The sequence below is a fragment of the Yunchengibacter salinarum genome (assembly GCF_037658235.1).
GTDB classification, from domain to species: Bacteria; Pseudomonadota; Alphaproteobacteria; order Sphingomonadales; family Kordiimonadaceae; genus Yunchengibacter; species Yunchengibacter salinarum.
Genome location: NZ_JBBJLN010000009.1, coordinates 94,469 through 120,770 on the forward strand (window position 1 = coordinate 94,469; position 26,302 = coordinate 120,770).

28 protein-coding genes are annotated in these 26,302 nt (G+C 66.2%); 16 read left to right on the plus strand and 12 right to left on the minus strand.

Annotation, left to right across the window (positions count from 1 at the left end):
• The first annotated feature begins 5 nt into the window (after window positions 1–5).
• The 13 genes from gspG (at window position 6) to WGH93_RS11030 (ending at window position 11,528) form a co-directional block, all read left to right on the plus strand.
• Entirely contained in the window at window positions 6–473 is a 468-nt protein-coding gene (gene gspG, locus WGH93_RS10970; RefSeq protein WP_374764932.1) for a type II secretion system major pseudopilin GspG, read from the plus strand.
• A complete protein-coding gene (locus WGH93_RS10975; RefSeq protein WP_374764933.1) occupies window positions 448–1,017 on the plus strand; it encodes a GspH/FimT family pseudopilin in 570 nt (189 codons plus the stop codon). The genes gspG and WGH93_RS10975 overlap by 26 nt, the downstream gene beginning before the upstream one ends.
• Entirely contained in the window at window positions 1,014–1,406 is a 393-nt protein-coding gene (gene gspI, locus WGH93_RS10980) for a type II secretion system minor pseudopilin GspI (RefSeq protein WP_374764934.1), read from the plus strand. The genes WGH93_RS10975 and gspI overlap by 4 nt, the downstream gene beginning before the upstream one ends.
• Window positions 1,403–2,032: a type II secretion system minor pseudopilin GspJ gene (gene gspJ / locus WGH93_RS10985; RefSeq protein WP_374764935.1), complete on the plus strand. Its 630-nt coding sequence runs from the start codon at window positions 1,403–1,405 to the stop codon at window positions 2,030–2,032. The genes gspI and gspJ overlap by 4 nt, the downstream gene beginning before the upstream one ends.
• A complete protein-coding gene (gene gspK, locus WGH93_RS10990; protein WP_374764936.1) occupies window positions 2,029–3,066 on the plus strand; it encodes a type II secretion system minor pseudopilin GspK in 1,038 nt (345 codons plus the stop codon). The genes gspJ and gspK overlap by 4 nt, the downstream gene beginning before the upstream one ends.
• The gene (gspL, locus tag WGH93_RS10995) at window positions 3,063–4,301 is read left to right on the plus strand and encodes a type II secretion system protein GspL (RefSeq protein ID WP_374764937.1); all 1,239 of its coding nucleotides are present in this window, start codon (window positions 3,063–3,065) and stop codon (window positions 4,299–4,301) included. Before gspK ends, gspL begins: the two co-directional genes overlap by 4 nt.
• Window positions 4,298–4,864, plus strand: coding sequence for a type II secretion system protein M (locus WGH93_RS11000; RefSeq protein WP_374764938.1), 567 nt, complete (start codon window positions 4,298–4,300; stop codon window positions 4,862–4,864). Before gspL ends, WGH93_RS11000 begins: the two co-directional genes overlap by 4 nt.
• Window positions 4,861–5,619, plus strand: coding sequence for a type II secretion system protein N (gene gspN, locus WGH93_RS11005; protein WP_374764939.1), 759 nt, complete (start codon window positions 4,861–4,863; stop codon window positions 5,617–5,619). The genes WGH93_RS11000 and gspN overlap by 4 nt, the downstream gene beginning before the upstream one ends.
• A gap of 13 nt (window positions 5,620–5,632) precedes the next feature.
• Window positions 5,633–6,184, plus strand: a complete 552-nt coding sequence (locus tag WGH93_RS11010) for a hypothetical protein (RefSeq protein ID WP_374764940.1) — start codon at window positions 5,633–5,635, stop codon at window positions 6,182–6,184.
• Window positions 6,185–6,360: 176 nt separating this feature from the next.
• Window positions 6,361–7,923, plus strand: a complete 1,563-nt coding sequence (locus WGH93_RS11015; RefSeq protein WP_374764941.1) for an FMN-binding glutamate synthase family protein — start codon at window positions 6,361–6,363, stop codon at window positions 7,921–7,923.
• Between the two features lie 61 nt (window positions 7,924–7,984).
• Window positions 7,985–8,812, plus strand: coding sequence for a class I SAM-dependent methyltransferase (locus tag WGH93_RS11020; RefSeq protein ID WP_374764942.1), 828 nt, complete (start codon window positions 7,985–7,987; stop codon window positions 8,810–8,812).
• 86 nt (window positions 8,813–8,898) lie between these two features.
• Window positions 8,899–9,177 carry a hypothetical protein gene (locus WGH93_RS11025; RefSeq protein ID WP_374764943.1) on the plus strand — a complete coding sequence of 93 codons (279 nt, stop codon included), beginning with the start codon at window positions 8,899–8,901 and terminating at the stop codon, window positions 9,175–9,177.
• Window positions 9,178–9,320: 143 nt separating this feature from the next.
• Complete coding sequence (locus tag WGH93_RS11030) at window positions 9,321–11,528, plus strand: TonB-dependent receptor (protein WP_374764944.1); 2,208 nt, start codon at window positions 9,321–9,323, stop codon at window positions 11,526–11,528.
• Between the two features lie 112 nt (window positions 11,529–11,640).
• On the opposite strand, the gene parC is transcribed toward WGH93_RS11030, so the two are convergent.
• The 10 genes from parC to folK form a co-directional block, all read right to left on the minus strand.
• The gene (gene parC / locus WGH93_RS11035; RefSeq protein WP_374764945.1) at window positions 11,641–13,893 is read right to left on the minus strand and encodes a DNA topoisomerase IV subunit A; all 2,253 of its coding nucleotides are present in this window, start codon (window positions 13,891–13,893) and stop codon (window positions 11,641–11,643) included.
• A 44-nt stretch (window positions 13,894–13,937) separates the two neighbouring features.
• Window positions 13,938–14,705, minus strand: a complete 768-nt coding sequence (gene recO / locus WGH93_RS11040) for a DNA repair protein RecO (RefSeq protein ID WP_374764946.1) — start codon at window positions 14,703–14,705, stop codon at window positions 13,938–13,940.
• 66 nt (window positions 14,706–14,771) lie between these two features.
• Window positions 14,772–15,731 (minus strand): GTPase Era, encoded by a 960-nt coding sequence (gene era, locus WGH93_RS11045; protein WP_374764947.1) that lies wholly within the window; start codon window positions 15,729–15,731, stop codon window positions 14,772–14,774.
• Window positions 15,728–16,456 (minus strand): ribonuclease III, encoded by a 729-nt coding sequence (rnc, locus tag WGH93_RS11050; protein ID WP_374764948.1) that lies wholly within the window; start codon window positions 16,454–16,456, stop codon window positions 15,728–15,730. Before rnc ends, era begins: the two co-directional genes overlap by 4 nt.
• On the minus strand, window positions 16,453–17,220 hold the full coding sequence (locus tag WGH93_RS11055; protein WP_374764949.1) for a pyridoxine 5'-phosphate synthase: 768 nt from the start codon (window positions 17,218–17,220) through the stop codon (window positions 16,453–16,455). The genes rnc and WGH93_RS11055 overlap by 4 nt, the downstream gene beginning before the upstream one ends.
• A gap of 39 nt (window positions 17,221–17,259) precedes the next feature.
• Window positions 17,260–17,865, minus strand: a complete 606-nt coding sequence (locus WGH93_RS11060) for a DUF2062 domain-containing protein (protein ID WP_374764950.1) — start codon at window positions 17,863–17,865, stop codon at window positions 17,260–17,262.
• A 24-nt stretch (window positions 17,866–17,889) separates the two neighbouring features.
• Entirely contained in the window at window positions 17,890–18,522 is a 633-nt protein-coding gene (pyrE, locus tag WGH93_RS11065; protein ID WP_374764951.1) for an orotate phosphoribosyltransferase, read from the minus strand.
• A gap of 102 nt (window positions 18,523–18,624) precedes the next feature.
• On the minus strand, window positions 18,625–20,796 hold the full coding sequence (locus WGH93_RS11070; RefSeq protein WP_374764952.1) for a RelA/SpoT family protein: 2,172 nt from the start codon (window positions 20,794–20,796) through the stop codon (window positions 18,625–18,627).
• A 186-nt stretch (window positions 20,797–20,982) separates the two neighbouring features.
• Window positions 20,983–21,420 carry a DNA-directed RNA polymerase subunit omega gene (gene rpoZ, locus WGH93_RS11075; RefSeq protein WP_374764953.1) on the minus strand — a complete coding sequence of 146 codons (438 nt, stop codon included), beginning with the start codon at window positions 21,418–21,420 and terminating at the stop codon, window positions 20,983–20,985.
• A 115-nt stretch (window positions 21,421–21,535) separates the two neighbouring features.
• Window positions 21,536–22,174 (minus strand): 2-amino-4-hydroxy-6-hydroxymethyldihydropteridine diphosphokinase, encoded by a 639-nt coding sequence (gene folK / locus WGH93_RS11080; RefSeq protein WP_374764954.1) that lies wholly within the window; start codon window positions 22,172–22,174, stop codon window positions 21,536–21,538.
• A 225-nt stretch (window positions 22,175–22,399) separates the two neighbouring features.
• Between folK and WGH93_RS11085 the strand changes: the two genes are divergently transcribed.
• Genes WGH93_RS11085 through WGH93_RS11095 form a run of 3 tightly spaced genes read left to right on the plus strand, consistent with a single transcriptional unit; the run spans window position 22,400 to window position 24,596 of the window.
• Complete coding sequence (locus WGH93_RS11085) at window positions 22,400–22,999, plus strand: LabA-like NYN domain-containing protein (protein ID WP_374764955.1); 600 nt, start codon at window positions 22,400–22,402, stop codon at window positions 22,997–22,999.
• Between the two features lie 39 nt (window positions 23,000–23,038).
• Window positions 23,039–23,731 carry a uracil-DNA glycosylase gene (locus WGH93_RS11090; RefSeq protein ID WP_374764956.1) on the plus strand — a complete coding sequence of 231 codons (693 nt, stop codon included), beginning with the start codon at window positions 23,039–23,041 and terminating at the stop codon, window positions 23,729–23,731.
• A 13-nt stretch (window positions 23,732–23,744) separates the two neighbouring features.
• On the plus strand, window positions 23,745–24,596 hold the full coding sequence (locus WGH93_RS11095; protein WP_374764957.1) for a cyclic nucleotide-binding domain-containing protein: 852 nt from the start codon (window positions 23,745–23,747) through the stop codon (window positions 24,594–24,596).
• Between the two features lie 70 nt (window positions 24,597–24,666).
• On the opposite strand, the gene smpB is transcribed toward WGH93_RS11095, so the two are convergent.
• Window positions 24,667–25,164, minus strand: a complete 498-nt coding sequence (gene smpB, locus WGH93_RS11100) for an SsrA-binding protein SmpB (protein WP_374764958.1) — start codon at window positions 25,162–25,164, stop codon at window positions 24,667–24,669.
• 40 nt (window positions 25,165–25,204) lie between these two features.
• Window positions 25,205–26,092 carry a 4-hydroxy-tetrahydrodipicolinate synthase gene (dapA, locus tag WGH93_RS11105; protein WP_374764959.1) on the minus strand — a complete coding sequence of 296 codons (888 nt, stop codon included), beginning with the start codon at window positions 26,090–26,092 and terminating at the stop codon, window positions 25,205–25,207.
• Between the last annotated feature and the right edge of the window lie 210 nt (window positions 26,093–26,302).

The window sequence follows — 26,302 nt, forward strand, 5'->3', positions numbered from 1 at the left end:
ACCCCATGATCCGCCCGACCCGCCGCACCGCCCGATCCACCCACCGCGCCACCCACCACCATGACGACGGCTTCACGCTGGTGGAACTGATGGTGGTCATTGTCATCATCGGCCTGCTGGCCACGGTGGTGGTGATCAATGTGCTGCCGTCCCAGGACCGGGCCATGGTGGAAAAAACACGCGCCGACATTCGCACGCTGGAACAGGCGGTGGAAATGTACCGGCTGGACATGATGCGCTACCCCACCGCCGATCAGGGGCTGGAAGCGCTGGTCAGCCAGCCGGACGGCCTGTCCAACCCGCAGCGCTACCGGCCCGGCGGCTATATCAAGCGCCTGCCGAAAGACCCCTGGGGCAATGAGTATGTCTATGTCATTCCCGGTGAACACGGCCCCTTTGACATCCTCTCCCACGGGGCGGATGGCGCACGGGGCGGAGAAGGGCTGAATGCGGACATCGGCAACTGGCAATAGAGCGGGCTTCACGCTGATCGAACTGCTCGTGGTGCTGGCCCTGATGGGGCTGGTATCGGGCATGGTCGCGCTCACGCTTGCCCCCGCCAACACGGCGCCGGGCCACCGGGCTGCTGAAAAGCTGGCTGCCCGGCTGGAACTGGTGCGCCAGAAAGCCATCCTGACCGGGGAGCTGCTAACCGTCGTGCTGTCCGCGCGAGCCATACAGGTAGAACGGCACACGGCCACCGGCTGGCAAGCGGCGCCAAACACTCTGGCCGGGGGCGCGCGCTTTGCCCTGCCCGCATCGCTGCTGTCCGGCATCCGTATTGACGGGGAAAGCGCCGCCCTGCCCCGCACACTGGCCCCCGCCGTGAACCCGGCCCGCCAAACGGATGGACGCGGCGGGGATGCCGCGCCCCGGCTGATCTTCACGCCGTTGGGGATGCAGGCGCCGTTCGAGATCACCATAGCCCCCGACAGGGCATCGCCCGGCGACCCGCCCTTCGTTATCCGGGGCGTGCCGGGCCACGCCATAGCGCTGACGGAAGGGGGCGCCCCATGACAGCCATACCCCCCAGAACACCCGTAACACGGCCCCGGTCCCGGCCCGGCTTTACCCTGATCGAAGTGCTGGTGGCGCTCGCTGTCTTTGCCATCGGCGCGCTGGCACTGGTCCGGGCGGGCACGGAAAATGTGCGCGTGGCGGACGGCCTGAACAGCCGGGCGCTGGCGGACATGGTGGCGGAAAACCGGCTGGTCACGGTGATGATGCGCGGCAACGCCCCGGACACCGGCACCCGCACAGGCGAAACCCGCATGGCCGGGCGCGCCTTTCAATGGCGCCAGCAGGTGCGCGCGGGCAATAACGGCCTGCTTTCCGTGCGCATCACCGTACACCCCCCGGACGGCGGGCAGGAACTGGCGCGGCTGGAAACGGTGCGCGCACCATGAGGGGCGCGGCCACACAACGGCCCGGCGCCACGGGCGGCTTCACACTGGTGGAAATGCTGGTGGCCATGGCGGTGTTCGCGCTGATCACGGCGGCCACCGCGGCGCTGTTCCGATCCAGTCTGACCGCCGGGGAACAGGTTTCCAGCGCCCATGATCGCACCCGAAGCCTGCTGCTGGCCCGCGCTATCATTGCCCGCGACATGGCCCAGATGGTGCCCCGCCCCGTGCGGGGGCGCCACGGCGACCAGCCCGGCCCCGGCATGGCGGGGGGCGATGCGCTGATCGGCACGGACCTGATCGCGTTCCGCCGCCTTGGCTGGTCCAATCCGCTTCAACACCCGCGCGGGGATGTGGAAGCGGTGCGCTACCGCCTGCAGAACGGGCGGCTGGAACGGGTGGCCACCCTGCGCCCGGACCCGGCCACCGACACCGCCACCCGCACCCGCCTGCTGCTGGACGGCATCACCAGCGCCCGCATTGCCTTTTTCGCCGATGGCCGCTGGCATGACGGCTGGCAGACCGGCGACATCACCGCCGGGCGCCTGCCCGCCGCCATGCGCCTGACCCTGCATCACGACCGGCTGGGCACCATAGAGCAGCGCTTCCTGCTGGGGGGCCGACCATGAGCGACCGTCGCCGCCCCGCCATGCCACCACGGCACCGGGCGCATGAACCGGGCGACCGGGGCGCGGTGCTGATCACCGTGCTGCTGATCGTGGCGGCCATGGCGGCGGTGGCCGTATCCATGATGGACGACATGCGTTTTGCCCTGGCCCGCACCGGCAATGCCCGCGCCGCCATGCAGGCCCGCTGGCACGCCTTTGGGGCCGAGGAACTGGCCCGGCTGGCGTTGTCGGCGAGCCTTCGGCAGAACCCGGATCAAACCACCCGCGATCAACCCTGGGCCGAACGCGCCGGGCGCTTTCCGGTAGCGGGCGGCACGGTCAGCGGCCATTTGCGGGACATGAGCGGCTGCTTCAATGTGAACAGCCTGGTCAGCCGCTCGGAAAGCGGCACCTATGCCCCGAACCCCTCGGCACGGGCCCGGCTGGTGCGCCTTATGACGGTGCTGGACATACCGGAAGGCGATGCGGACGCGCTCACACGGGCGCTCACCGACTGGATCGACAGCGACAGCCGCCCGGAGCCGCGCGGCGCGGAGGATTTCAGCTATACCGGCCTGAACCCCGCCTATCGCGCCGCCAATACACCGATCGCCCATATCGCCACCCTGCGCGCCATACGGGGTATGACCGCCCCCCTGTATGATCGCCTGGCCCCATATCTGTGCGCCCTGCCGGTGGCGGATGCGGTGGCGATCAATCTGAACACGCTGGACACGGCGGACTGGCCCCTGCTGGCCATGCTGGCGGACGACCTGCCGCCCGGCCCCCTGCAACAGGCCCTGGCGGAACGCCCCGGCGGCGGCTTTGCCAGTGTTGACGCTTTCTGGACCCAGCGGGCGCTGGAAGGCATCACCATCCCGGACAGTGCCCGGCAGGCCACCGCGCTCAAAAGCACATATTTTGCGCTGACGAGCGAGGTGGTCTATCAAGAGACCCGGCTTGTCATGGAAAGCCTGATCCGGGCCGACAGCGCGGCGGACATTCGCGTGGTGCGCCGCCGGTTCGGGGAACGCTTTCAGGAAGGACGCCCATGACTCATCATCTGGCCCTGTTCACGTCCCTTGCGGACCCGGCGGCGGACACTCCGCCCCCCGCACGCTGGTGCCTGATATCGCTTGAAGGCGACACCGCGCACCCCGTGGCCGCGGCGGACGGCTGGCCGCCACGCACGCTGACCCCCGCGCCCGACAGTGTGAACGTCATACTGTGCGGGGCGGATGTGGGGGCGCACCGGCTTGTTCTGCCCACGCGCAACCGGGCACAGGCCCTGGCCGCCGCGCCCTATGCACTGGAAGACCATCTGGCGGAAAGCCCGGAAAAAGTGCATGTGGCGCTTGGCCCGCCCAATGCGGACGGCACCGTAACAGCGCTGGTGGTCAAGCGCGCGCCGCTGGCGAACCTTGTGGCACAGCTCAGGGAACGCGGGCTGCACGGTGCCCGTATTGTCGCGGACTATCAGCTTCTCACCCGACAGGATGCGCTGGTGGTGGCGGACAACGGGGGATCGACGGGCGGCAGGGTCGCACTGGCCCGGCCGGACGGCACCGGTTTCACGCTGGAAACGGACCTGGCCGAGCCGCTGATCCGCGCCGAGGCGGAAGCCGCCCCCGATCTGCCGATCCACGCCCACGGCCTGCCAGCCGACATGGGCCGGCGCCTGGCGGCCGGCCCTGGGGCGGGTATGGGCGACCGGCTGCGCGAAGCCGCCCCGATCCCGGACGCCAGCACGGCACAGCGCGCGATGCAGGGCGGCATATCGCTCCGTCAGGGGGCTTTCAGAACCCGGCCACCGCTGGCGGAACGGCTGCGCCCATGGCGGCCCGCCGCCGCACTCGCCGCCAGTGTGCTGCTGGCCTGGGGGGGCACGCTGTTGATGGAAGGCTGGCGCTATCATGCCCGCGCCGACCAGTTGCAGGCGGAAGCCTCCAGAACACTGGCCCGCACCGGCCCCGGCCTGGACAGCCTGGCACAGGCGCGCGCCCGGCTGCGCGGCGCCACCACGCGCCGGGGCGGCCTGTACGGCCCGCTTGCCAGCCATCTGTATCAGGGGCTCAGGGATGCGCCCGCCATCCGACTGGAAAGCCTGCGCTTCGACGCGGCCACGGGCACCTTGCGGGCCACGGTGATCACCGGTGGTTTCGGCGCCCTGGAAGACCTGCGATCCCGCCTTGCCCGGCGCGGCGTGCGACTGGAAGAAGGCGCCGCGCGCCAGAACGGCGACCGGGTGGTAAGTGAGCTGATCCTCAGCCAGCAAACGGGAGGAGCATGATGGGCCCGCCGATCAGGAAAGGGGTTGCCGCACTGGCACGGCATCTTGCCCCCATATGGGCCGCCCGCACCCGGCGCGAGCAGGGCTTGCTGGCGGGGCTTGGTCTGCTGCTTGTGGCCGTGATCCTGTGGGAAGGCGTGATCCGGCCCGTCGGCGCCTACCGCGCGGGCGGGCTGGAGCGGTTGGAGCGCGCCCGCGCCACACTGGCGGAGGTGGACGCCACGGCGCGCGCCCTGTCCGACCTGGCCGCCCCCCGAACACGAGCCGCCGATACACCGGGCGCAGACAGGGCCAAGGCGGATATTCGCCGGGTGGTGGGGCGCACGGCACAGGACATGGGCGTGACCCTGACCCGCCTGCGCCCGGACGGGTCGGATCGGCTGACCATCTGGCTCGACCGGGTGGATGCGGGGTTGTTCCATCGCTGGCTGTTGCGCCTGACCGATGACCACGGCCTGCATCTGGCGCGCCTGTCATTGACCGCCGAAAGCGGCGGCACACCGGAAGACGCCGCGCTCACCGCCCAACTGGTACTCAGCACCGAAAGCGGGGGGCGGCCATGACCCGGAAAACCCCCCTGATCGGCCTGTTCCTGCTGTCCCTGATCGGCTTTCTTGTGGCCACATTGCCGCTTGGGGCCGTAGCGCTCTTTCTGCCGCTGGAACGCGCGGGTCTGTCGGCGGCGGGGGCCACCGGCACGCTGTGGCGGGGCCGCCTGACCGGAAACCCGGACGCGCCCGTGCGGCTGCTGAGCGTGACGGGCGCACCCGCCAGCCTGCTTGGCCTGACCTATCGCGCGGACTGGACCGCCACGGGACCGGCCCTGCGCGGGCGGGGCACCATGACCGCCGCGCCCGGCGGCGCGCTGACCTTCCGGGATACGGACCTGACTCTGGACCTGAGCGCGCTGGACCTGAATGGCCCGGTGCCGGTACCGCTCAGCGGCGGGCTTTATCTTTCGCTGGAACGTGCCGCCCTGTCCGCCAGCGGCACATGCCGGGACATTACCGGCAGCGTGCGCAGCGATCTGCTGCGCCAGAGCGGAATGGCACCCGGATTTGACGCCCCCGTGCTCAGCGGTCCCCTGCGCTGCGAGGACGGCGTGGTGATGGCACCGCTTTCCGGCACCGCCAGCGGGGTGCGGATCACGGCGCTGTGGCGCCTGGCGCCCAATGGCGAAACGGACCTGCGGATCACCGTGCCGGATGCGCCGCCCGACCTGGCGGACCTTTTGCGCCGGGCAGGGTTTCGCGCCAATGGCCCGGCCATGGACCTGACCTTGCGCGGCCATCTGGCCCCGGCGGCGGGCCCATCATGAAGGAGACCCGGACATGACAGGAAAAATCGGTATGCAAAGGCGGAATGGTCTGTTTCAAAGCCCCGGCCCGTTGCGCCTCATGCCGGGCCTGCTGGCCCTGCTGCTGAGTGCCTGCGCGGGGGCGGATCGGGCGGACGGCCCGGCCACCGCGCCGCCGCCCGCGCCCGATGCCACCGCCGAGGGAGACACCGACCTTCTGAACCGGCTGGGCGCGCTGGAGCGCCAGCAATTGAACGAAGGGCGCTGTGGCATGTTCCTGTGGGCCGCCATGCCGACGCGGAAACTGGTCTTTTTCACCGAGAGCGAAAATGCCGCCGCGCACATGGTGCTGGATGGAAAAACCCGTGCGCTGCCCCGCGACAAGGCGAGCGGCGACCCCGTCTTCGGCCTGTTTCCGCACCAGCGCTACACTCATGAGCGCACCGTGATTACGGTGGACGTAACCCCCGAACCACGCCAGGACCTGAAAGACGGCGCCGTGATCCGACGCGGCACGCTGCGCCTGCGGGAACGGGGCGGCTGGGAAGCGGTGCTGCCCGTGGCCGGCATGATCGGCTGCCGCTGAAGCCCATGCCCTGCCCCCTGAATACACACATGAAACACGCCGTTCCGGGAGACGGCTTCACATAGCGCGGCGCAGGTCGTGATTTGCCTTCCTGAGCGCGGCGACGCAGGATTTCAGCGCTGACGCCGCCACCGGGGCGGTCACTTCGCAACACGCATTCAAGGGAACCCTATTTCATGGACATGCTGCCGGGCTATGTGATCAACACGCTGCAATTCATGGCGGTACTGTTTGTCTTTGTGGTGGGAACCGCGCTGGCCTTTCTGGTGCTGGTCTTCATCCGGGACAAGCTTCAGACCAAGGATGCCATTCTCAACAATTACCCGGTGGTCGGGCACCTGCGCTATATCTTCACCACGCTGGGCGAGTTTTTCCGCCAGTATTTCTTTGCCATGGACCGGGAGGAAATGCCCTTCAACCGGGCGGAGCGCAACTGGGTCTATGGGGCGGCCAAGGACAGCGACAATACCATGTCCTTCGGGTCCACCAAGCTGATCAACGAGCCGGGCACCCCCATTTTCATGCCCTGCCCCTTTCCCACCATGGAAAAGGATGCCGCGCGCACGTCGCCGCTGCGCATCGGGCCGTTCGCCCGCAAGCCCTTTGACGCGCCGAGCCTGTTCAATGTGTCCGGCATGAGCTATGGCGCGCTGTCCGTGCCCGCCGTGCGCGCGCTGTCGCTGGGCTCGGCCAGGGCCGGGTGCTGGATGAATACCGGCGAAGGCGGGTTGAGCGCGCACCATCTGGAAGGGGGCGGCGATGTGGTGTTCCAGATCGGCACCGCCAAATATGGCGTGCGCACAGCCGACGGGGCGCTGGATGACGACAAGCTCCGCCAAGTGGCCGCCCATGACAGTGTGCGCATGTTCGAACTGAAGCTGAGCCAGGGCGCCAAGCCGGGCAAGGGCGGCATTCTGCCAGCGGACAAGGTGGGGCCGGACATTGCCCGGATACGCGGTATTCCCGTGGGGGAGGACAGCATTTCCCCCAACCGCCACCCGGAAGTCAATGCGATCGCGGACCTGCTGGATGTCATCGGCCATATTCGGGGGGTGACCGGCAAGCCAACCGGGTTCAAGGCGGTGATGGGCGATACAGGCTGGATCACCGCGCTGTGCCTGGAAATCGAAAAGCGCGGGCCTGAAAGCGCGCCCGACTTCATCACCATTGACAGCGCCGACGGCGGCACCGGCGCCGCCCCCATGCCGTTGATGGACAATGTGGGCCTGCCAATCCGGGAAAGCCTGCCCACCGTGGCGGGCATATTGCGCGCTTTCGGCCTGAAGGAACGCATCCGCCTGATCGCCAGCGGCAAGCTGATCGTGCCGGGGCAGGTGGCGTGGGCGCTGTCGGCGGGGGCCGATTTCGTGGTGTCGGCCCGTGGCTTCATGTTCGCCCTGGGCTGTATTCAGGCCATGCGCTGCAACAAGAACACCTGCCCCACCGGCGTGACCACCCATAACAAGCGCCTGCAACGGGCGCTCAACCCGATGGACAAGGCGGATCGCGTGGCCAATTATTGCCGCAACATCACCCATGAGGTGGAGACCATCGCCCATAGTTGCGGCGTGCCGGAACCCCGCCAGTTGAAGCGCAAGCATGTGCGCATCGTCAAGGGTGTGGGGGCCAGCGTGCCGCTGGACGACCTGTACCCGGACCCGGACCCGGCAGAGGCCCGCGCGGCAGTGGAAAAACTGGCCGTGACCCCGATGAAGGCTCCCGTGCCCGGCCAGCATTGATAGCGCGCGCCGCGGGCGGCATGGTCCCGCTCGCGGCGGCGGCACGGAAAGGATTGTATGCATGAGTGACCCCGGCCCCGTTTCCACCCTGTTCCGCCACATCGAAACCCTGCACGGGGACCGGCCCTGGGGCAGTTTTCTGGACGCGGGCACGGGGCGGAAATCGCTGGAATGGATTGTCACCCTGCCCACCGAACGCTGGGCGGCGCTGACCGCGGCGGGCAATATGAAACGCACGCTGGAAGCCAGCCTTGGCGGTGCCTTTCGCCCGCAGGACCGGCTGCTTCTGGGCAACTGGCAAGACGAAAGCCTGTTCGCCCATGAAGTGTTCGATGTGGTGCTGATGGACTATCTGATCGGGGCGGTGGAAGGCTTCACTCCCTATTGGCAGGACCGCCTGTTTCACCGCGTCCGGCCCCATGTGGGCGGGCGGCTGTATATCACCGCCGTGGAACCCTATGTGCCCTATGCGCCCCGCACCGAAAGCGAACGGCTGGTATGGGAAATCGGCCGCCTGCGGGATGCCTGCATGTTGCTGGCGGGCGAGCGGCCCTATCGGGAATTCCCGGTGGACTGGGTGCTGCGCCATCTGGGACAGGCCGGGTTCCGCATCGTGGATGTGCGCCATTTCCCCATCCGCTACCGCGCCAAATTCGTGAACGGCCAGTTGGATATGTGCCTGCGCCGCCTGCCCCATCTGCCGGACCCCGATCTGGCGCAGGCCCTGCGCGGCCAGGTGGAGGCCCTGCGCGCCGCCGCCCTGCCCGTGGCCGACAGCAAGGCCGGCCTGAAAGCGGGCGCGGATTATGTGATCGCCGCCGAACCGCTGGATGATGCACACTGGCGCCGCCCTCCGCCCGCCCAAGAGACGGCGCGGGACGACACATAGCCGGAAAACGCCTTTACCCCGCCGCATGGCTGATTTATGACTCGCCCTGATGACCGGTCGGTCAGCCATGTGATTTGGGACAGGCCATGATCCGCACGATCCGCCCCGCGCTGCTGTTTCTGCTGCTCGCCGTCTTTTTCGGCGTGCAGGCGGGCGTGTCCGCGCATGAAACGGACCATCTGGATCAGCGGATTCACGATGAATGCGTACTGTGCCAGGCGGGGGACCATACCCCCGGCCATGCCCCCGCACCGGCGCCCATGGTGGATGCCCCGCTCACCGCTGCGCTGCGGGCGAAGGCCCCCGCCCCTGCCCCGCTGCGCGGGCGCCAAAGCAACCCCACCGCCATTCGCGGGCCGCCCTAGGCTCTCTGATGTCCACGCCGCAAAGGGCCGCCGCCATGAACCGGGCACACCGGGCGGCCCGGCACGGCGATCCATTGAAGATGCGCCCCCGCTTGCTGATCGCGGCGCATCGCCTTGACAGGACCTGATGAGAGAGACCGATCATGAAGATCACACCATCTTCGGTGCGTCGCCCGCACCGCAATCAGATCACCCGCATTCTGTGCCTGACCCTGGCCGCCACCGGCATGACGACACCCCTTGCTGCACAGGACCGCCAGGACCGCGATCACAACGATCACGGCCACGGCCCGATCGAGGAGGTGCGCATCAGCGCCTCCCCCCTTGAGCGCACCCCGTTCGACCTGTTGCAGGGGTCCGCGATCATGGAGGGGGCCGAATTGAGCCGTCGCCAGGCGGCGACCATCGGCGAAACCCTGAAAAGCCTGCCCGGTGTCAATGCCACATCCTTCGCGCCGGGGGCCAGCCGCCCGGTGATCCGGGGCCTTGGCGCGGGCCGGGTTCGGATGCTGGTCAATGAACTGGGCGTGTTCGACGCTTCCCAGACCAGCCCGGATCATGCGGTTTCCGTAGACGCCCTGACCACCGAGCGCATCGAGGTGCTGCGCGGGCCGACCACCCTGCTCTATGGCTCCAACGCCTCCGCCGGGATCGTGAACGTGGTGGACAACCGCGTACCGCGCCGGATGCCGGAGGACGGCTTTGAAGGTGCGCTTTCCGGCGCCGTGGGCACCGCCGCCAATCTGCGCTCCACCGCGGGCAAGGCGGATATGGCGCTGGGTGATCGGGTGGCCGTTCACGCCAGCGGCTTTTTCCGCGAGACCGGCGATCTGAGCATCCCGAACGCCCCCGAATCCGAGCGCCTGCGCGCGCTGGAGGAGGCCGAAGAGGGGCTCGACATGGATCATGACAATGACCATGACGTGGAGCACGAAAACGAACAGGACGAAGACCTTGAAAACGAAGGCGTTCTGCCCAATAGCGACATCCGCACCTGGGGCGGGTCGCTGGGCGTGTCCTATATCGGGGATCGTGGCCGCCTGGGCATCGCGGTAAGCCATACAGACAATGAATATGGCGTGTTCGAGCACGGCGTGGACCATGACAATGACCACGATGTGGAACACGAAAACGATCAGGACGAAGACCTTGATGTGGACCTTGACGCGGCCCCTGAAAATGGCGGCCCCCGCATCGACATGCGCCAGACCCGCCTGGACATGGCCGGGGAGCGGGAGCTGGATGGCCCCTTCCTGCGGGAAGCGAAGGTGCGGTTCGGCTTTTCCGACTATCGCCATTTCGAGTTGGAGGGAGGCGAAATCGCCACCACTTTCAAGAACACCGCCTCGGAAGGCCGTATCGACCTGCTGCAACGGCGCCTTGGAGCGCTCGACGGCTCTTATGGTCTCCAGTTCCAGAGCCGGGATCTGAACGCCCTGGGCGACGAAGCCTTTCTGCCCGACGCGGACAGCCTGCAATGGGGCGCTTTCGGCCTGCACAAATGGGAAGTGGGCGATTGGCACCTGGAATATGGGGGCCGGCTGGAGCGCAAGACCATCAGCAATGACACCACCGCGGAAAAGCTGGATTTCACCGGCTGGAGCGGGTCCGTGGGCGCCGCCTTCCACCCGGACGGGGACTGGATCGCGGGGGTCAACCTGTCCCGCACGGAACGCCTGCCGGGGATCGAGGAACTGTTCTCCAACGGCCCGCACTTCGCCACCGGCGCGTTCGAAGTGGGCAACCCCGCGCTCGGCAAGGAAACCGGCGTGACTCTGGAAGCCTCCCTGCGCAAGCGGGCCGGGCCGGTTACCGGGTCCGTCAGCCTGTTCCACACCGACTATGACGATTTCATCTTCTTCGAGCGCACCGGCGCGGTGGAAGACGGCCTGCCCGTGCTGGTCTTCAGCCAGACGGATGCCGTCTTTTATGGCTTCGAGGCACAGGTCGGCGCCGTGGTCTGGGAAAACGAAGCCGGGGAGCGGATCAGCCTCGACGCCAGCACGGACCTGGTGCGCGCCAAGCGGCCAAACGGGGGGCGTCTGCCGCGCATCTCGCCCCTGCGGGCGCTTGCCGGCGTGGAATATGAAAAATCCCGGCTGACCGCCCGGCTGGAAGCCCGCTTTGTGGACAGCCAGACCCGTGTGACCGATTTCGAGCTGCCCACGGACAGCTACACCCTGATCAACGCCCATCTGAGCGTGGAACCCTTCAAGGACCATCCGATGCAGGTCTCGCTCAGGGCCAACAACATCTTCGATACGGAAGCCCGGAACCATGTATCCATCCGCAAGGACCGGGTGCCGCTGGCCGGGCGGGACATTCAGCTTCGCGTGACCCTGCCGCTATAGGGGGCCAGGCGCGCACAGGCGCAAAACAGGCGTCTTCGGGCGTAAGAAAACGGGCCATCCCATGCCGGGGTGGCCCGTTTCTTGATGATCCGGCCTGCACCGCGCGGCGGGGTCAGCCGCTGAACCTGTTGGTGCGCGGGAAGCCCACGGGGGGCAACCGCCCGGCATTGCCGCGCTTGCCGGTCCACGGCATCAGGTCGGTTTCGGTACGCCAGCGTTCGCTCTTGCCCTTCATGGGCCAGCTAAGGCCGTTTTCCCGGTTAAAGACAATCACGTCGGACAGTTCCGCATCCTTGTAGCGTTGCAGGGCCACGCCCTGACCGCGGGTCATTTCCGACAGTTCCGCCATATCGAACACCAGCAGTTTGCGGTTGGTGCCGATCACCGCCACCGAATCGCCGTCCGCCGGGATGCAATGCGTGGCATGGGCCCCGGCCTTGAGATTCAGAATCTGCTTGCCCGCCTTTTTCATCGCCACCGCATTGTCCGACTGAAGCAGGAAGCCCTTGCCGTTCGACGCAGCCACCAGCAGGCGACTGCCGGGCACATAGGGCAGCAGGGCGATGATTTCCTCGTCGCTTTCCATGTCCACCAGCAGGCGCACCGGCTCCCCATGGCCGCGCCCGCCAGGCAGCTTGTCCGCCGCCAGGGTATAGATCTTGCCCCTGTTGGACATGGCCAGAACCTTGTCCGTGGTGTGGGCGGTGAAGCGGAAACGCTCGGCGTCCCCTTCCTTGTACTTCACCTCCTCCTCCGGCTTCAGATGCCCTTTCAGCGCGCGAATCCAGCCGCGCCGGGAACAGACCACCGTGACCGGCTCTTTCTCCACCAGGGCTTCCAGCGGCACCGCCTCATTATCGGGCGCTTCGCCAAAGGTGCTGCGCCGCCGACCCAGCGTGCTTTCCGGGTGAAAGGCTTCCCGCACCGCGGCGAGGCGTTCGTCCACCGCGGCCCACTGCCTGTCCTGGCTGGCCAGCAGGGTCTTGATATCGGCGCGTTCGGCGGAAAGCGCGTCATGCTCTTTCCTGATCTCCACCTCTTCCAGCTTGCGCAGGGCGCGCAACCGCATGTTCAGGATCGCCTCGGCCTGCGTATCGCTCAGGTCAAACGCCGCCATGAGCGCCGTCTTGGCGTGGTCCTCCTCCCGGATGATGCGGATAACCTCGTCCAGATTGAGATAGGCCACCAGATAACCGGACAGAATTTCCAGCCGCTTTTCGATCTTGTCCAGCCGGAAGCGGTTGCGCCGCAGAAGCACATCAAGCTGATGATCCAGAAAGCTTTCCAGCACATCCTTCAGGGGCAGCACGCGCGGGCTCTGATCCAGCGCGATCACGTTCATGTTGAGCGGGAATCGCTGTTCCAGATCGGTCAGCTTGAACAGGCTTTCCATCAGGGTTTCCACCGGAACGGTGCGGTTCTTCGGTTCCAGAACGATGCGCAGCTCATCGGTGGATTCATCGCGGATGTCCGCCAGAATGGGCAGTTTCCGGTCTGAAACAAGGTCGGCGATCTTTTCGATCAGGCGGGACTTCTGCACCTGATAGGGGATTTCGGTCACCACCACCTGATAAAGGCCCCGGCCCATGTCCTCCCGGTGCCAGCGGGCGCGAACGCGGAACCCGCCCCGGCCAGTCTCATATGCTTCCCGGATAGCGGCGCGGTCCTCCACGATTTCGCCGCCGGTGGGGAAATCCGGTCCCTGAATGCAGCCCATCAGGTCATCAATGGTGACATGGCGGGCCGGGTCGCGGCGGGCGGCGATCAGCAGGGCGAGCGCGTCCAGCAGTTCCGCCACATTGTGGGGCGGGATGCTGGTGGCCATGCCAACGGCGATACCGCTGGCGCCATTGGCCAGCAGATTGGGGACGGCGCCGGGGAAGACCACCGGCTCCCGCTCCTCCCCGTCATAGGTGGCGCGAAAGTCCACCGCGTCCTCGTCCAGCCCGTCCATCAGGCGGACGGCCACATCGGTCAGGCGGGCTTCCGTGTACCGCATGGCGGCGGCATTATCGCCGTCGATATTGCCGAAATTGCCCTGCCCGTCGATCAGCGGGTAGCGCACGGAAAAGTCCTGCGCCAGACGCACCAGCGCGTCATACACCGCCGCGTCGCCATGGGGGTGATATTTACCGATCACGTCCCCCACCACGCGGGCGCATTTCTTGAACCCGGTCTTCGGGTCCAGCTTCAGCAGCCGCATGGCATAGAGCAGCCGCCGATGCACCGGCTTCATCCCGTCCCGCACGTCAGGCAGGGAGCGGGCCATGATGGTGGACAGCGCATAGGAGAGATACCGTTCCGAGAGGGCCTCGGCGAACGGTGCTTCGATGATGTTTTCGGCAAGATCAGGCTGACTTGTCATGGCTCTGCTTATACTGAAGCCACCGGGGTGTCACAAGCGCTCTGTTACCGATCGCTTGCGGCGCGTGCTTCAACAAGCCGGGATTCAAGGCGCGTTATCAGGCGGGCGCGGGCGGCGGGCATCCCCTCCGGCCGGGCCACCCACACATGACGGGACAGGAAATAGCCGGTAACCGCCAGCCCGTCCCGCGCCGCGACGGGCCCCGGCAACCCCTGTCCGCCAGCCAGCATGAAGCCGGGCAGCGGCAGCAATTTGTCCGCATGGGGGCCGCCCCGGATTGCGCTCACAGCCCGGCCAGTGCGCGGCGACACATAAGCCAGATCGGTCGCCGGGCCGCCGCCCGCGCATCCGGTCAGGTCCAGCCCATAGCCCAGATCCGTCAGAATGCCCATTTCCAGCCGCACCAGCCCGGCGGCCAGCACCTCAAGCGGCGTCCTGTCCCGCTCCAGCAGGTTCAGAAAGGCCAGCAGCGCCCCATGGGTGCCGGGTTCCGGCGTGCGCTCCGGCAGGCTGGTGGCCACCACGGCGGTGGCGGCGGTGAGCGCGGCCAGGCTGTCCGGGCGGCCCAGAACGGTTCCCAGCGGCGAATGAAGCGATTCCACCTGAAAGCGGCCAAGCTGATCCGCCAGGCGCGCGCTCCAGCGCACGGCGATGCGGTTGCCCGGCTGAAGGGTGCCGCGCACACGGCGACTCTGCCCCGCCTTGACGAAGCCACGCCAGCGGCCATGGGTGGCGCTGAGCACATCCAACACCGCATCCCGCTCGCCGAACGGGGCACCGCCCAAGATCACCGCTTCATCCTGCCACTGCATCGGCCCAAATCGCCGGTGAACGCCACCGGCTCTCACTGCGGGGCCGCCCCCCTTGAGCGACCCGGATCAGTCCACGAATTCCAGCCCCATGCCCTCATAAAGGCTGCGATCATCGGCCCAGCGCTCGCTGATGCGTACCCGCAGGAACAGATGCACACGGGTATCGAACGCCTCTTCCATGTCCTGGCGTGCCATCTGGCCGATCTGTTTCAGCATGGCACCGCCGCGCCCGATAACGATTTTTTTCTGGGTGTCCCGCTGCACATGAATCACCTGCTCGATGCGGATGTCACCGCCCTTGCGATCCTCCCACATTTCGGTTTCCACTGCGATGGCATAGGGCAGTTCCTCATGCAGGCGCAGATAGACCTTTTCCCGCGTGATCTCGGCGGCCATCATGCGCATGGTGATGGCGCTCACCTGATCTTCGGGGTACAGGAACGGTCCCTCGCTCATGCGGGCCGCCAGATGGGCCTTCAGATCGTCCACGCCGCTGCCGGTCCTGGCGGAGATCATGAACACGTCCGTGAAAAGGCCGGTGGCGTGCAGTCGCTCGGTCAGCGCCAAAAGGTTTTCCCGCTTGATGGTATCCACCTTGTTGAGCGCCAGAATGGCCGTGCGCCCTTCCTGTTGCAGGCCGGCCAGAATGGTCTCCACATCCTGGCTGATGCCGCGCTTGGCATCCACCACCAGAACGGTCTCATCCGCATCGAAAGCACCGGACCAGGCGGCGTTGACCATGGCCCGGTCCAGCCGCCGCCGGGGGGCGAAAATGCCGGGCGTGTCCACGAAAACAAGCTGCGCGCGCCAGGCCCCGTCCGCATCCTGCCCATCCGCCAGTGCCAGCCCGGTAATGCGGGTGCGCGTGGTCTGCACCTTGTGGGTGACGATCGCCACCTTGGTGCCCACAAGCTGGTTGAGCAGCGTGGACTTGCCCGCATTGGGCGCCCCGATCAGGGCCACGAATCCGGCCCGTGTGCGCATTGGCGCCTCCCCGTGGGGTGTGTCTTGTTCGGTCCCTGTCACGGGCTTTGATCCTTCCTGTGCATGTGCATGTCCGCCCCATCGCCAAGATCGGCGAGCAGGGCCCCGGCGGCGGCCATTTCCGCCGCCCGCTTTGCCCCGCCTTCAGCCGTGGCCGCCTGCCCGCCGGGGCCAAGCGCCACGCGCACCACAAAGCGGGGGTCGTGGTCCGGCCCGCTGCGTTCCACCACCTCATAAACGGGCAACGGCTGGCCCGTGGCATGGCAGAATTCCTGAAGGCGTGTCTTGTTGTCCTTCACGGCGCGCCCGGTATTGTGAAGCCGGTCGGCCCAATAGCCATCGATAAACCGGGCGGCGGCCTGAAACCCGCCGTCCTGATAGAGCGCGCCGATCACCGCCTCCACCACATCGGCCTGCACCGCCGCCTTGCCACGGGTGCCTTCGGCCTCCGCGCCGGGTGTGAGCAGAATATGGGCCACCAACCCGCTGGCCTCAGCCACATCAGCCAGGGTTTCCTGGCGCACCAGCGACGACAGCCGCCGGTTCAGCTTGCCCTCGTTCTCATCGGGGAAGGCGTGCAGCAGCCGATCCGCCACGATCAGGCCCAGCACCCGGTCGCCCAGAAATTCCAGCCGCTGATAATTGTGGCGGCCCGACAGGCTGGGATGGGTCAGCGCCTCCCTGAGCAGGGCGGGGTCCGCGAACACATGATCCGCCACCGCACCGGGCAGCGGCGCCCCCACCGCATCCATGGGCATACGTGTCATGATGTGCGCCCCCCTGACGGGTTCCGCGCCGCCTGCCGGGCGTCATCCATCACCTGCCGCATTCGGGCGATGGATTCCGCCAGCCCGCAGAAGATCGCCTCCCCGATCAGGAAGTGCCCGATGTTCAATTCCCGTATTTCGGGGATGGCCGCGATGGGCGGCACGGTATCGAAACTGAGCCCGTGCCCGGCGTGAACCTCCATCCCCAGATCGGCGCCAAGGCGGGCGGCATGGCGGATGCGCTCAAGCTCCGCATCGCGGGCCGGGCCTTCCCTGTCGCAATAGGCGCCGGTATGCAGTTCCACCACCGGCGCGCCCAGATCGTGCGCGGCGCGCAACTGCGCCTCGTCCGGGTCGATGAACAGGCTGACACGGACCCCCGCCCGCTTCAGTTCCCGCACATAATGGGCCAGGTGATTGTGCTGGCCGGATACGTCCAGGCCGCCCTCGGTGGTCAGTTCCTGGCGCTTTTCCGGCACGATGCAGCAGGCGTGCGGCTTGTGACGCAGGGCGATTTCCAGCATTTCATCCGTGGCCGCCATTTCCAGATTGAGCGGCTGCACCAGCACGCTGGACAGGGCGCCGATATCCGCATCGGATATATGGCGGCGATCCTCCCTCAGATGGGCGGTGATGCCGTCCGCGCCCGCCTGCTCGGCCAGCCGGGCGGCGCGCACCGGGTCCGGGTGCGGAATGCCGCGGGCATTGCGAATGGTGGCCACATGGTCGATATTGACGCCAAGGCGCAGCGGTTCAGTGGGCATGACCGGTCCCTTTGCTTGTTATGGTCCTGCCAGCGGGGATCACAGCGCGCTCCCCCTCCGGCCCCGTGGCCCGGCGCGCCCGCTGACGGCGCGGGCGTTGCGGCGGGCGTGCAGGCGTTCCTGCCGGGCGGCGCGATAGCCGGACAGCACCGCCTTGACCGAAAAATAGGCCAGAAACCACACCAGCACCGCCACCGGCAGACTACCCACCACTAAGGGAAAGAGCAGTGGCAGGAAAGCCCCCAGATAGTCCAGCGGCGCGGCTATCAGCATCCCCCAGGACCAGTCCGGCACGTCGGCGGCGATGTCCCGGCCCAGTATCAGCCCCCCGGTCTGCCCCATCAATGCGAAAATAAAGGGAAAGGTCCAGGGATTGCCGATGAAGGTGCCAATGGCCGAGGCGATCAGATTGCCCCGTGTCACAAAGGCAAGCAGAAAGCCAATAGCGAAATGCAGCCCCAGAAACGGCGTGAAGGATACCGCGATGCCGGATGCCAGCCCGGCGGCAATACTGTGCACCGTGCCCGGCAGCCTGGCCACCCGGTGGCCAAGATACTTCCCCGCGCGCACCAGGCCGCTGCGTGGCCACAGCCACCCGGAAAGCCTGGCCCCGAAGGGCAGTTTATGACGACGGCGAAACAGCATGGCGGCGGATCATTTCCTTCCTGCTTAATGCCCCGGCCTGCTGCCCGGCTTAACGGCGGGAATTTCCGCCAGCCAGCCGGGCACCTCGTCCGCCGCGAAGGACGGCGCATCGATCCGGGCGAGCGCGGTCAGGGGCAGCCCCACATCCGCCGTGCCGCCCGACCGGTCGATCAGGCACCCGGCGGCGACCACCGTGCCCCCCGCCGCCTCGATCGCGGCAATGCATTCCCGCGATGACAGGCCGGTGGTGACCACATCCTCCATCATCAGGATACGACTGCCCCGCGGGATGGAGAAGCCCCGGCGCAGGGTGAAGCGGCCATCCTTGCGTTCCATGAACAGGCCGTCCACGCCCAGGCTGCGGGCCACCTCATGGCCGATGATGATGCCACCCATGGCCGGGCTGACCACCAGATCCACCTGAACGTTGTGTTCCCGAAGGCGGGCCGTGAATGCATCGGCCAGCCGGGCCGCGCGGGCCGGGGATTGCAGCACGCGGGCACATTGTAGATAAACCGGGCTGTGGCGCCCGCTGGAAAGCAGGAAGTGCCCTTCCAGCAGGGCATCCGCCTCCCGGAACAGGGACAGCACCGCCTCCCGGCTTTGAAGGGAGGCGGATTCATGGGCGCTGCTGGGCGTTTCGGCACTGGAACTCATGATGCATTCATCCTCGGATCGGTCCCGCCGCCAGGGTGACGGCGCCAGTGGGTATCAATAGGGCGGCAATGCCCATGCGGATAGGCGAGCGGGCCGGGTGCGTCAAGCGCCCGCTTCCCCGGTGATGCGATCCACCATATTGACCAGCCGATTGACGCGCAGGGACCGCATCACATCGGTCAGATGCTTCAGGTCGCGCACCTCCACATCGATCAACATGCCGTGCTGCTCCGGGTCGCGTTCCAGGGTCTGCACATTGGCGATATTGGCCCCCGCCTTGGCCACCGCCGCCGCGATGGAAGCCAGCGCCCCGCGTTCATTGGTGGCATCAAGGTGCAACCGGCCCACATAATAGGCATCGTCTTCCCTGCCCTGCTGCCAGGCCAGATCGATCCACAGATCCTGCCGGTCTTCGTACAGATCCAGCCGGGCACAGTCGATGGTGTGCACGGCCACGCCCTCGCCGGCAACGCGCACGCCCACAATGCGGTCGCCGCGCACCGGATGGCAACATTCCGCCAGCCGCACCGCCGCCCCATCCTGCAAACCGAAAATGGGCAGGGCGGCACTGCCCACCTGATCCCATTCCTGATGCACCTGCGGCGCGCGGGCCATATGATCGCCCTTGTCGAAACCGGGAATGGCGGCGCGCAGCACCTCGTCCTCGCCCAGTGTACCCTGCCCCACCAGTTCCACAATCGCTTCGGGTTCGGAGCCCAGCACCTTGCCCGCTTCCTCCAGCACCCGGTCGGAAAAGTCCACGCCCGCGCGCTCGGCGGCGCGGCGGATCAGCCGGTTGCCCAGTTCGCGGTACTCACTGCGGCGCTGATGGCGGATATGGCGGCGAATGGCGGAGCGCGCCTTGCCGGTGATCACGAAATTCTCCCAGCGCGGCGACGGCACCTGCGCCTTGGACGTGACAATATGCACCTGATCGCCGTTTTCCAGCACATGGCGCAGCGGCACCATGCGCCCGTTCACCTTGGCCCCGACACAGTGATCGCCCACCTCCGTATGGACCGCATAGGCGAAATCCACCACGGAAGCCCCCTTGGGCAGGGAGATCAGCTCCCCCTTGGGCGTGAAGCAGAACACCTTGTCCAGGAACATGTTGAGCTTGGTGTGCTCAAGAAACTCGTCCGGGTCGTCGGCGTGTTCCAGAATCTCCAGCAATTCCTTGATCCAGCGATACTGGGAGCCTTCCACCTGATCCAGCGGGCTTTCAAAGCCGTCATGGTCGCTGGCCTTGTACTGCCAGTGCGCGGCCACGCCGTATTCCGCCTCGGCGTGCATCTGGCGGGTGCGAATCTGGATTTCCAGCCGGCGCTTGTGCGGCCCCATCACCGTGGTGTGCAGCGATCGGTACAGGTTGCGCTTGGGCATGGAGATATAGTCCTTGAAGCGCCCCGGCACCATGGCATAGGTCTGATGGATGATCCCCAGCGCCTTGTAGCAGGTCATGGGCTGGTCCACGATGACGCGAAAGGCCAGCACGTCGGACAATTGCTCGAAGGGGATATTCTGCCGGTCCATCTTGCGCCAGATCGAATAGGGGCGCTTGATCCGGCTGGAAATCTCCACATCCAGCCCGTTTTCCGCCATCAGGTCTTTCAGCGCTTCCACCATGTTGCGCTCAAGGTCCGGGTCCTGCTCGATCATATGATGCAGGCGCGCATTGATGGAGGCCATGGCCTCAGGGTCGATATGCTCGAAGGCGAGATGCTCCAGCTCGTCCTTCATTTCGTGCATACCGATGCGCTCCGCCAGCGGGGCGTATATCTCCATGGTTTCCAACGCGATGCGGCGGCGCTTATCTTCCCGCTTGATGAAACCGAGCGTGCGCATGTTGTGAAGGCGATCCGCCAGCTTCACCAGAAGCACGCGGATATCGTTGGACATGGCAAGCAGGAATTTGCGGAAATTTTCCGCCTGGCTGTTGCTGGATGCCTTCATCTCGATCTTGGACAGCTTGGTCACGCCATTGACCAGCTCGGCGATTTTCGGGCCGAACTTGTCCTCGATCTGCTCCAGCGTGGCGACGGTATCCTCCACCACATCATGCAGCAGCGCGGTGGTGATGGTGTCACAGTCCAGCTTCATGTCGGTGAGGATGCCCGCCACCTCCACCGGATGGGAAAAATAGGGATCGCCCGAGGCGCGCTTCTGGCTGCCATGGGCATTGACCGCGAACACATAGGCGCGGTTCAGCAGATCCTTGTCCACATCCGGGTCATAGGCTTCAACCCGTTCAACCAGCTCATACTGTCGGATCACCGCGCGTCTCTTTCCTCAATCGTGTCGCTCGCCCCTTCCGGCCCTGTTACCCGTCCGGCCCTTTCATATGGCGATTTCCGGCCACCGGGGCAAGCGCGACAAAAAACCCGGCCCCAAGAACAGGCCGGGTTCACAAAGGTTTGATGAGCGCGCGCCCCGCGAAAGGCGCGTCACTTCGCAACCGGCTTATTCCTCGGCGTCGGCAGCGTCGTCGCCGGAAGCTTCGGCGGCCTCGGCGTCGGCCTCGGTGGAGGCGGCCTCTTCGGATGTAGCCTCGGCGGGGGCGGCCTCCGCCGTGTCGGCGTCGGCGCTTTCCACAGCCGGGGCCGCGCCCTCGCTGCCATTATCCATGCCGGACATCAGAATGGACATGTCCACCTCTTCCGGCTCATCCGATTCCACGACCCGGCGCATGTTCTGCACCACCTGCTCGGTCAGGTCGGCGGGGTTCACTTTTTTCTCCGCGATTTCGCGCAGGGCCACCACCGGGTTCTTGTCATTGTCCCGATCCACCAGCAGCGTGGCACCGCTGGAAATCTGCCGCGCGCGCTCGGCCGCATCCAGCACCAGTTCGAACCGGTTGGTGACCTTGTCAACGCAATCCTCGACCGTTACCCGTGCCATGCTCGCTCTCTCCCGATGGCCATGAAAAATAGCCACCCGCCGCGACCGCGCGAACCGGGTGGTGCACTTGTTTCAGGCCGCGTCTTATACAGAGTGACAGGGGCCGTGTAAAGGATCAAACGCCGTCGCACGGGTCGGGCGCTGTGGGGGGCACCGGGGGGGACCAGAGCGGCAGTCCCGCCCCGCCAAGGCGTGCCCACAGGCTTCGCACGCTACATTGCAGAACCGGGTGATGCCAGTGGGGCGCGATATCGAGCAACGGACACAGAACGAAATCGCGCCGGTGCGCGCGCGGGTGCGGCACGGTCAGACCCGGCAGCGGTGCCATCTCATCCGCGGCATCGGCGCGGGCCAGCCATGCCGCCCTGTCCGGCAGAATGGTCTGCCCCAGTGCGATCAGGTCCAGGTCCAGGGTCCGGGCGCCCCACCGGGTTTCACGCCGCCGCCCGAAACGGGCTTCCACCGCCAGCAGGCGTGCCATCAGGCTTTGTGCATCGAGGCCGCCCGACTCCAGCCGCAGGGCGAAATTGAGGAAATCAGGCTGGTCGGACGGCGGATAGGCGGCGCTGCGGTAAAAGCGGGACACCGCCTTCACGGGCAGCCCCGCCCGCTCAAGCGCCGCCGGAACCCGCGCCATGCGCACGGCCAGGTCTTCTCCCGGTGCCGACAGATTACCGCCCGCCGCCACCAGCACGGCACCGTCCCCGGTTTCAGGCGCATCACCAGCCATGTCCCTGTCCCCCGCCCTGCTCATGCCCGCTTCCTGATCGCACACCCTGCCTTTATCCGCCACGGGTGCAGAAAAAGATCGAATTTGAATACCCGTCTTTTATAATGGCCGGGCAAAACAGGAAACGACTTTGCCAGATGGTCGGCCAAGTCGCCCGCTTCAAAAGACTGTCTTGACCAGCCGACAAGCCGACCCCATTTTCGCCAAGGTCGTTTATTTTTAATTGAACCCAAAGATTGGATTAGCACCATGATTTTCTATCCCGAAGAGCGCCTGGCCCTGTTCATTGATGGCGCCAACCTGTATGCCACGGCCCGGTCCCTGGAAATGGAGATCGACTATAAAAGCCTGCGCAGTTATTTCGCCAAACAGGGGCGGCTGGTACGGGCCTTCTATTACACCGCCACGCTGGAGGATCAGGAATATTCGCCGCTCAGGCCCCTGATCGACTGGCTGGATTATAACGGCTTCACACTGGTGACCAAGCCGGTCAAGGAATTCACCGACGAAAATGGCCGCCGCAAGATCAAGGGCAATATGGACATCGAAATCGCGGTGGACATGCTCAACATCTCGGAAGCGGTGGATCATGTGGTGCTGTTCTCCGGGGACGGGGACTTCCGCCGCCTGCTGGAAGCGGTGCAGCGTCGCGGTGTGCGGGCGACCGTGGTGTCGTCCAACACCACCCAGCCGTCCATGATCGCGGACGAATTGCGCCGCCAGGCGGACCAGTTCATCGATCTGGACGAACTGCGCAGCATTGTGGGCCGCAAGGGCGCGCGCCGCCCGGCGCCGGAACCCACGGCGGAAGAGCTGGACACGCCGGAGGACGAGGACGAAACCTACTGATCCACCCACCCCCGGAACCCCCGATCCCGGAGCGTCTTCATGGCCCGCGCCGCCCAGCATTCCGGCCTGCCTTCGGTCGATGCGGATACGCCGCCCGACCCACCGGCGGACTGCCCGTTATGTCCCCGGCTGGTGGCCTTCCGACGGGACAATCAGGCACGGCACCCCGATTTCTTCAACGGGGCGGTGGGCAGTTTCGGCGACCCAAAGGGGCGCCTTCTGATCGTCGGGCTGGCGCCGGGCCTGAAAGGGGCCAACTGCACGGGACGCCCCTTTACGGGGGACTATGCCGGAGACCTTCTCTATGACTGCCTGAAGGCGGCGGGGCTGGCCAGCGGCGCCTATGCCCGCCGCCCCGATGACGGGCTGGCGCTTGCCGATACCATGGTGACCAATGCGGTGCGCTGCGTGCCACCGCAGAACAAGCCGGTGGGCGACGAAATCAACACCTGCCGCCCTTTCCTGCTGGCCCGGATGCGGGACATGCCGCACCTCACCACGCTTCTGGCGCTGGGCCGGATCGCCCATGAGACCCTGATCCGCGCCCTTGGCCTGCGGCAAAAGGATTACCCCTTTGGCCATAATGCCCGCCATGATCTGGGCGCGGTGACACTGGTGGATAGCTATCACTGCTCCCGCTACAATGTGAATACGGGCCGCATCACGCGGGACATGTTCATGGATGCCCTGGCCACCTGCCAAACGGCCATGACGGAAAGGGCCGCACCATAAAGGGAGCCCCGTGATGACGGACGACCACATTCAGACCGGTGACGAAATCACCGTCGCGGAAAGCGGTGTGATTTTCAGGCAGGGCGCGGAAAGCGATCAGGTCTATCTGATCATGGAAGGCTCGGTCAGCATATGGCACGAGTTGAAGGGCAGAAGCCACCGCGTCGCCACCCTCGGCAAGGGCGAAATCCTGGGCGAGATCAGCGCCATCGAGGAACGCCCCCATTCCGCCACCGCCATCGCCGCCAGTGACTGCCTTCTATACGCCATCCCCGTATCGGCCTTTCGCCGTAGTTTTGCCGATCCGCTGGTGCGCCATGTGGTCCACACACTCGCCGCGCGGCTGCGCAGCACCCTTCCCAATACGGAAGAAAACCGCAAGCCCGCCCCCGCAAACGCCCGCAAGGCCGGCGGCGGATCGGTGGAACACACCCCCTTCGAGCCGGGCGACGCACCGCCCCGCGCCACCCACCCCGACGCGGAACTGACCCTGGCGCCCGGTTCGGCGCTGACGGCGCAGCACATGCCGGACAGCCTTGAAATCGACCACCTGCCCTTCACGGTGGGCAACCGGGCCAATGGGGACGTGCAGGGGCTTTCCACCAATGCCCTGCTGTTGCCGCTGCCGGGCCACAGCGAACTGGCCCCACAGCATTTCCAGATCGTCCGACGGGATGGGCTTTATTGCCTTCGGGACATATCCGGCAAGCAGGGCACCATGCTTGAGGGCAGGCGCCTGAGCCGGTTTTCCGAGCACGCGGTGCACCGGCTCCACTTCGGGGAAAACACCATCACCGCGGGCGGGGCGGACAGCCCGATCCGCTTCACCCTGACCCTGACCGAACCCGGCCTCAAACAAAGCTGAACGGAAGGGCGCCTTAAGCGGCCCGGTTCAGGCGCGAAAACAGGGCGAGCAAAAAACAGGCAGGAGCGGCCTATCTGTAGTCCTTCATCAGGCGGGCCTTTTCGCGCTGCCAGTCCCGTTCCTTGATGGTCTCGCGCTTGTCCTGCTTGGTCTTGCCGCGAGCCACCCCCACAAGCACCTTGGCGATGCCGCGCCGGTTGAAGAAGATACGAAGCGGCACCAGTGTCATGCCCTTTTGCTGGGTCATGCCCATCAGGCGGCTGATTTCCCGCTTGTGAAGCAACAGCTTGCGCGGGCGGCGCGGGTCGTGATTTTCCCGGTTCCCGTGGGAGAATTCCGGGATATGGGCGTTGACAAGCCAGCCTTCCTCATTGCGAATTTCGGCATAGCTTTCCTGTATGTTGGCGCGGCCCGAACGAAGCGACTTCACTTCCGTGCCGGTCAGTTGCAGGCCGGCCTCCACCTCGTCCTCCACCTCATAGAGATGGCGCGCCTTGCGGTTCTTGGCCACGACGCCAAAACTGATCAGGCTGTTGCCTTTATCCTCCTTGCCGCGCTTGCTTGCCACAATGACCGTTCCTTTGCTTGCGTGGGTGCCGCTGCCGGGATCAGAAATCCGCCTGAGCGAGATCCGCGGCCGCAACGGCGGCTTCCACCAGCGTGCGCCCCTCCGCGCTCAGCGGCAGCAGGGGGCGGCGCACATAATCGTTCCCGATGCCGATCAGGCTGCACGCATATTTCACCGGCGCCGGGGACGGCTCCGAGAACATGGCCTTGTGCAGGTGGAACAGACGGTCCTGATAAAGCCGCGCGGTTTCATAGTCACCGTTCAGGCTGGCGGTCTGGAACTGGCTGCACAGGCGCGGCGCCACATTGGCCGTGACCGAAATACAGCCCTGCCCGCCCATGGCATTAAAGCCGAGCGCGGTGGCATCCTCCCCCGAAAGCTGCTGAAACTCCGGCCCCATGGCCAGCCGCTGGGCCGCCACCCGCTCCAGATTGCCGGTGGCGTCCTTGACCCCCACCACACGATCCAACTGGAACAGACGGGCCATGGTTTCCACCGACATATTGACCACGGAGCGGCCCGGATTGTTGTAGATCACGATGGGGATATCCACCGCGTCATGGATGGCGCGGTAATGCTCAAACAAGCCTTCCTGGGACGGCTTGTTGTAATAAGGCGTGATCACCAGCGCCCCGTCGGCACCGGCAGCGGCGGCATATTCGGTGAGCGTGATCGCTTCCCGCGTGGAATTGGAGCCGGAGCCCGCCAGCACCGGCACGCGGCCACCCGCCGCCTCGATCGCCAGATCGAGCAGCAGCTTGTGTTCAGTGTGGCTGATGGTGGGCGACTCGCCGGTCGTGCCCGCCGGCACGAGCCCGTGAGACCCCTCGCGGATCTGCCAGTCCACGAATTTCTGAAACAGGTCCCCATCCACTTCACCATCTTGCGTGAAAGGGGTGATCAGGGCAGGCAGCGATCCCTTGAACATGGCGCGATCCTCGACTGTTGAAGCGGTCCCAAGCAGGTACGGGCTTTCAGCCCCTACAAAGTGGCGCGCACCCTAACGCCGCCCCCCCGAAAGCGCAAGAGCCCGGCGACCCCGCCCCGGCGCATGAAACAGGGCAAGCTCGGTTGCGCATCGGGCATGACAGGAAAGAAGCACGCAAACCTTGCGCCGTGGCAAGCGGTCCAGTAACCA

Excerpts from the sequence above, each read along its gene's own strand:
- gspG (WP_374764932.1), top strand. The coding sequence starts at position 6 with ATGATCCGCCCGACCCGCCGCACCGCCCGATCCACCCACCGCGCCACC.
- WGH93_RS10975 (WP_374764933.1), top strand. The coding sequence starts at position 448 with ATGCGGACATCGGCAACTGGCAATAGAGCGGGCTTCACGCTGATCGAA.
- gspI (WP_374764934.1), top strand. The coding sequence starts at position 1,014 with ATGACAGCCATACCCCCCAGAACACCCGTAACACGGCCCCGGTCCCGG.
- gspJ (WP_374764935.1), top strand. The coding sequence starts at position 1,403 with ATGAGGGGCGCGGCCACACAACGGCCCGGCGCCACGGGCGGCTTCACA.
- gspK (WP_374764936.1), top strand. The coding sequence starts at position 2,029 with ATGAGCGACCGTCGCCGCCCCGCCATGCCACCACGGCACCGGGCGCAT.
- gspL (WP_374764937.1), top strand. The coding sequence starts at position 3,063 with ATGACTCATCATCTGGCCCTGTTCACGTCCCTTGCGGACCCGGCGGCG.
- WGH93_RS11000 (WP_374764938.1), top strand. The coding sequence starts at position 4,298 with ATGATGGGCCCGCCGATCAGGAAAGGGGTTGCCGCACTGGCACGGCAT.
- gspN (WP_374764939.1), top strand. The coding sequence starts at position 4,861 with ATGACCCGGAAAACCCCCCTGATCGGCCTGTTCCTGCTGTCCCTGATC.
- WGH93_RS11010 (WP_374764940.1), top strand. The coding sequence starts at position 5,633 with ATGACAGGAAAAATCGGTATGCAAAGGCGGAATGGTCTGTTTCAAAGC.
- WGH93_RS11015 (WP_374764941.1), top strand. The coding sequence starts at position 6,361 with ATGGACATGCTGCCGGGCTATGTGATCAACACGCTGCAATTCATGGCG.
- WGH93_RS11020 (WP_374764942.1), top strand. The coding sequence starts at position 7,985 with ATGAGTGACCCCGGCCCCGTTTCCACCCTGTTCCGCCACATCGAAACC.
- WGH93_RS11025 (WP_374764943.1), top strand. The coding sequence starts at position 8,899 with ATGATCCGCACGATCCGCCCCGCGCTGCTGTTTCTGCTGCTCGCCGTC.
- WGH93_RS11030 (WP_374764944.1), top strand. The coding sequence starts at position 9,321 with ATGAAGATCACACCATCTTCGGTGCGTCGCCCGCACCGCAATCAGATC.
- parC (WP_374764945.1), bottom strand. The coding sequence starts at position 13,893 with ATGACAAGTCAGCCTGATCTTGCCGAAAACATCATCGAAGCACCGTTC.
- recO (WP_374764946.1), bottom strand. The coding sequence starts at position 14,705 with ATGCAGTGGCAGGATGAAGCGGTGATCTTGGGCGGTGCCCCGTTCGGC.
- rnc (WP_374764948.1), bottom strand. The coding sequence starts at position 16,456 with ATGACACGTATGCCCATGGATGCGGTGGGGGCGCCGCTGCCCGGTGCG.
- WGH93_RS11055 (WP_374764949.1), bottom strand. The coding sequence starts at position 17,220 with ATGCCCACTGAACCGCTGCGCCTTGGCGTCAATATCGACCATGTGGCC.
- WGH93_RS11060 (WP_374764950.1), bottom strand. The coding sequence starts at position 17,865 with ATGCTGTTTCGCCGTCGTCATAAACTGCCCTTCGGGGCCAGGCTTTCC.
- pyrE (WP_374764951.1), bottom strand. The coding sequence starts at position 18,522 with ATGAGTTCCAGTGCCGAAACGCCCAGCAGCGCCCATGAATCCGCCTCC.
- rpoZ (WP_374764953.1), bottom strand. The coding sequence starts at position 21,420 with ATGGCACGGGTAACGGTCGAGGATTGCGTTGACAAGGTCACCAACCGG.
- folK (WP_374764954.1), bottom strand. The coding sequence starts at position 22,174 with ATGAGCAGGGCGGGGGACAGGGACATGGCTGGTGATGCGCCTGAAACC.
- WGH93_RS11085 (WP_374764955.1), top strand. The coding sequence starts at position 22,400 with ATGATTTTCTATCCCGAAGAGCGCCTGGCCCTGTTCATTGATGGCGCC.
- WGH93_RS11090 (WP_374764956.1), top strand. The coding sequence starts at position 23,039 with ATGGCCCGCGCCGCCCAGCATTCCGGCCTGCCTTCGGTCGATGCGGAT.
- WGH93_RS11095 (WP_374764957.1), top strand. The coding sequence starts at position 23,745 with ATGACGGACGACCACATTCAGACCGGTGACGAAATCACCGTCGCGGAA.
- dapA (WP_374764959.1), bottom strand. The coding sequence starts at position 26,092 with ATGTTCAAGGGATCGCTGCCTGCCCTGATCACCCCTTTCACGCAAGAT.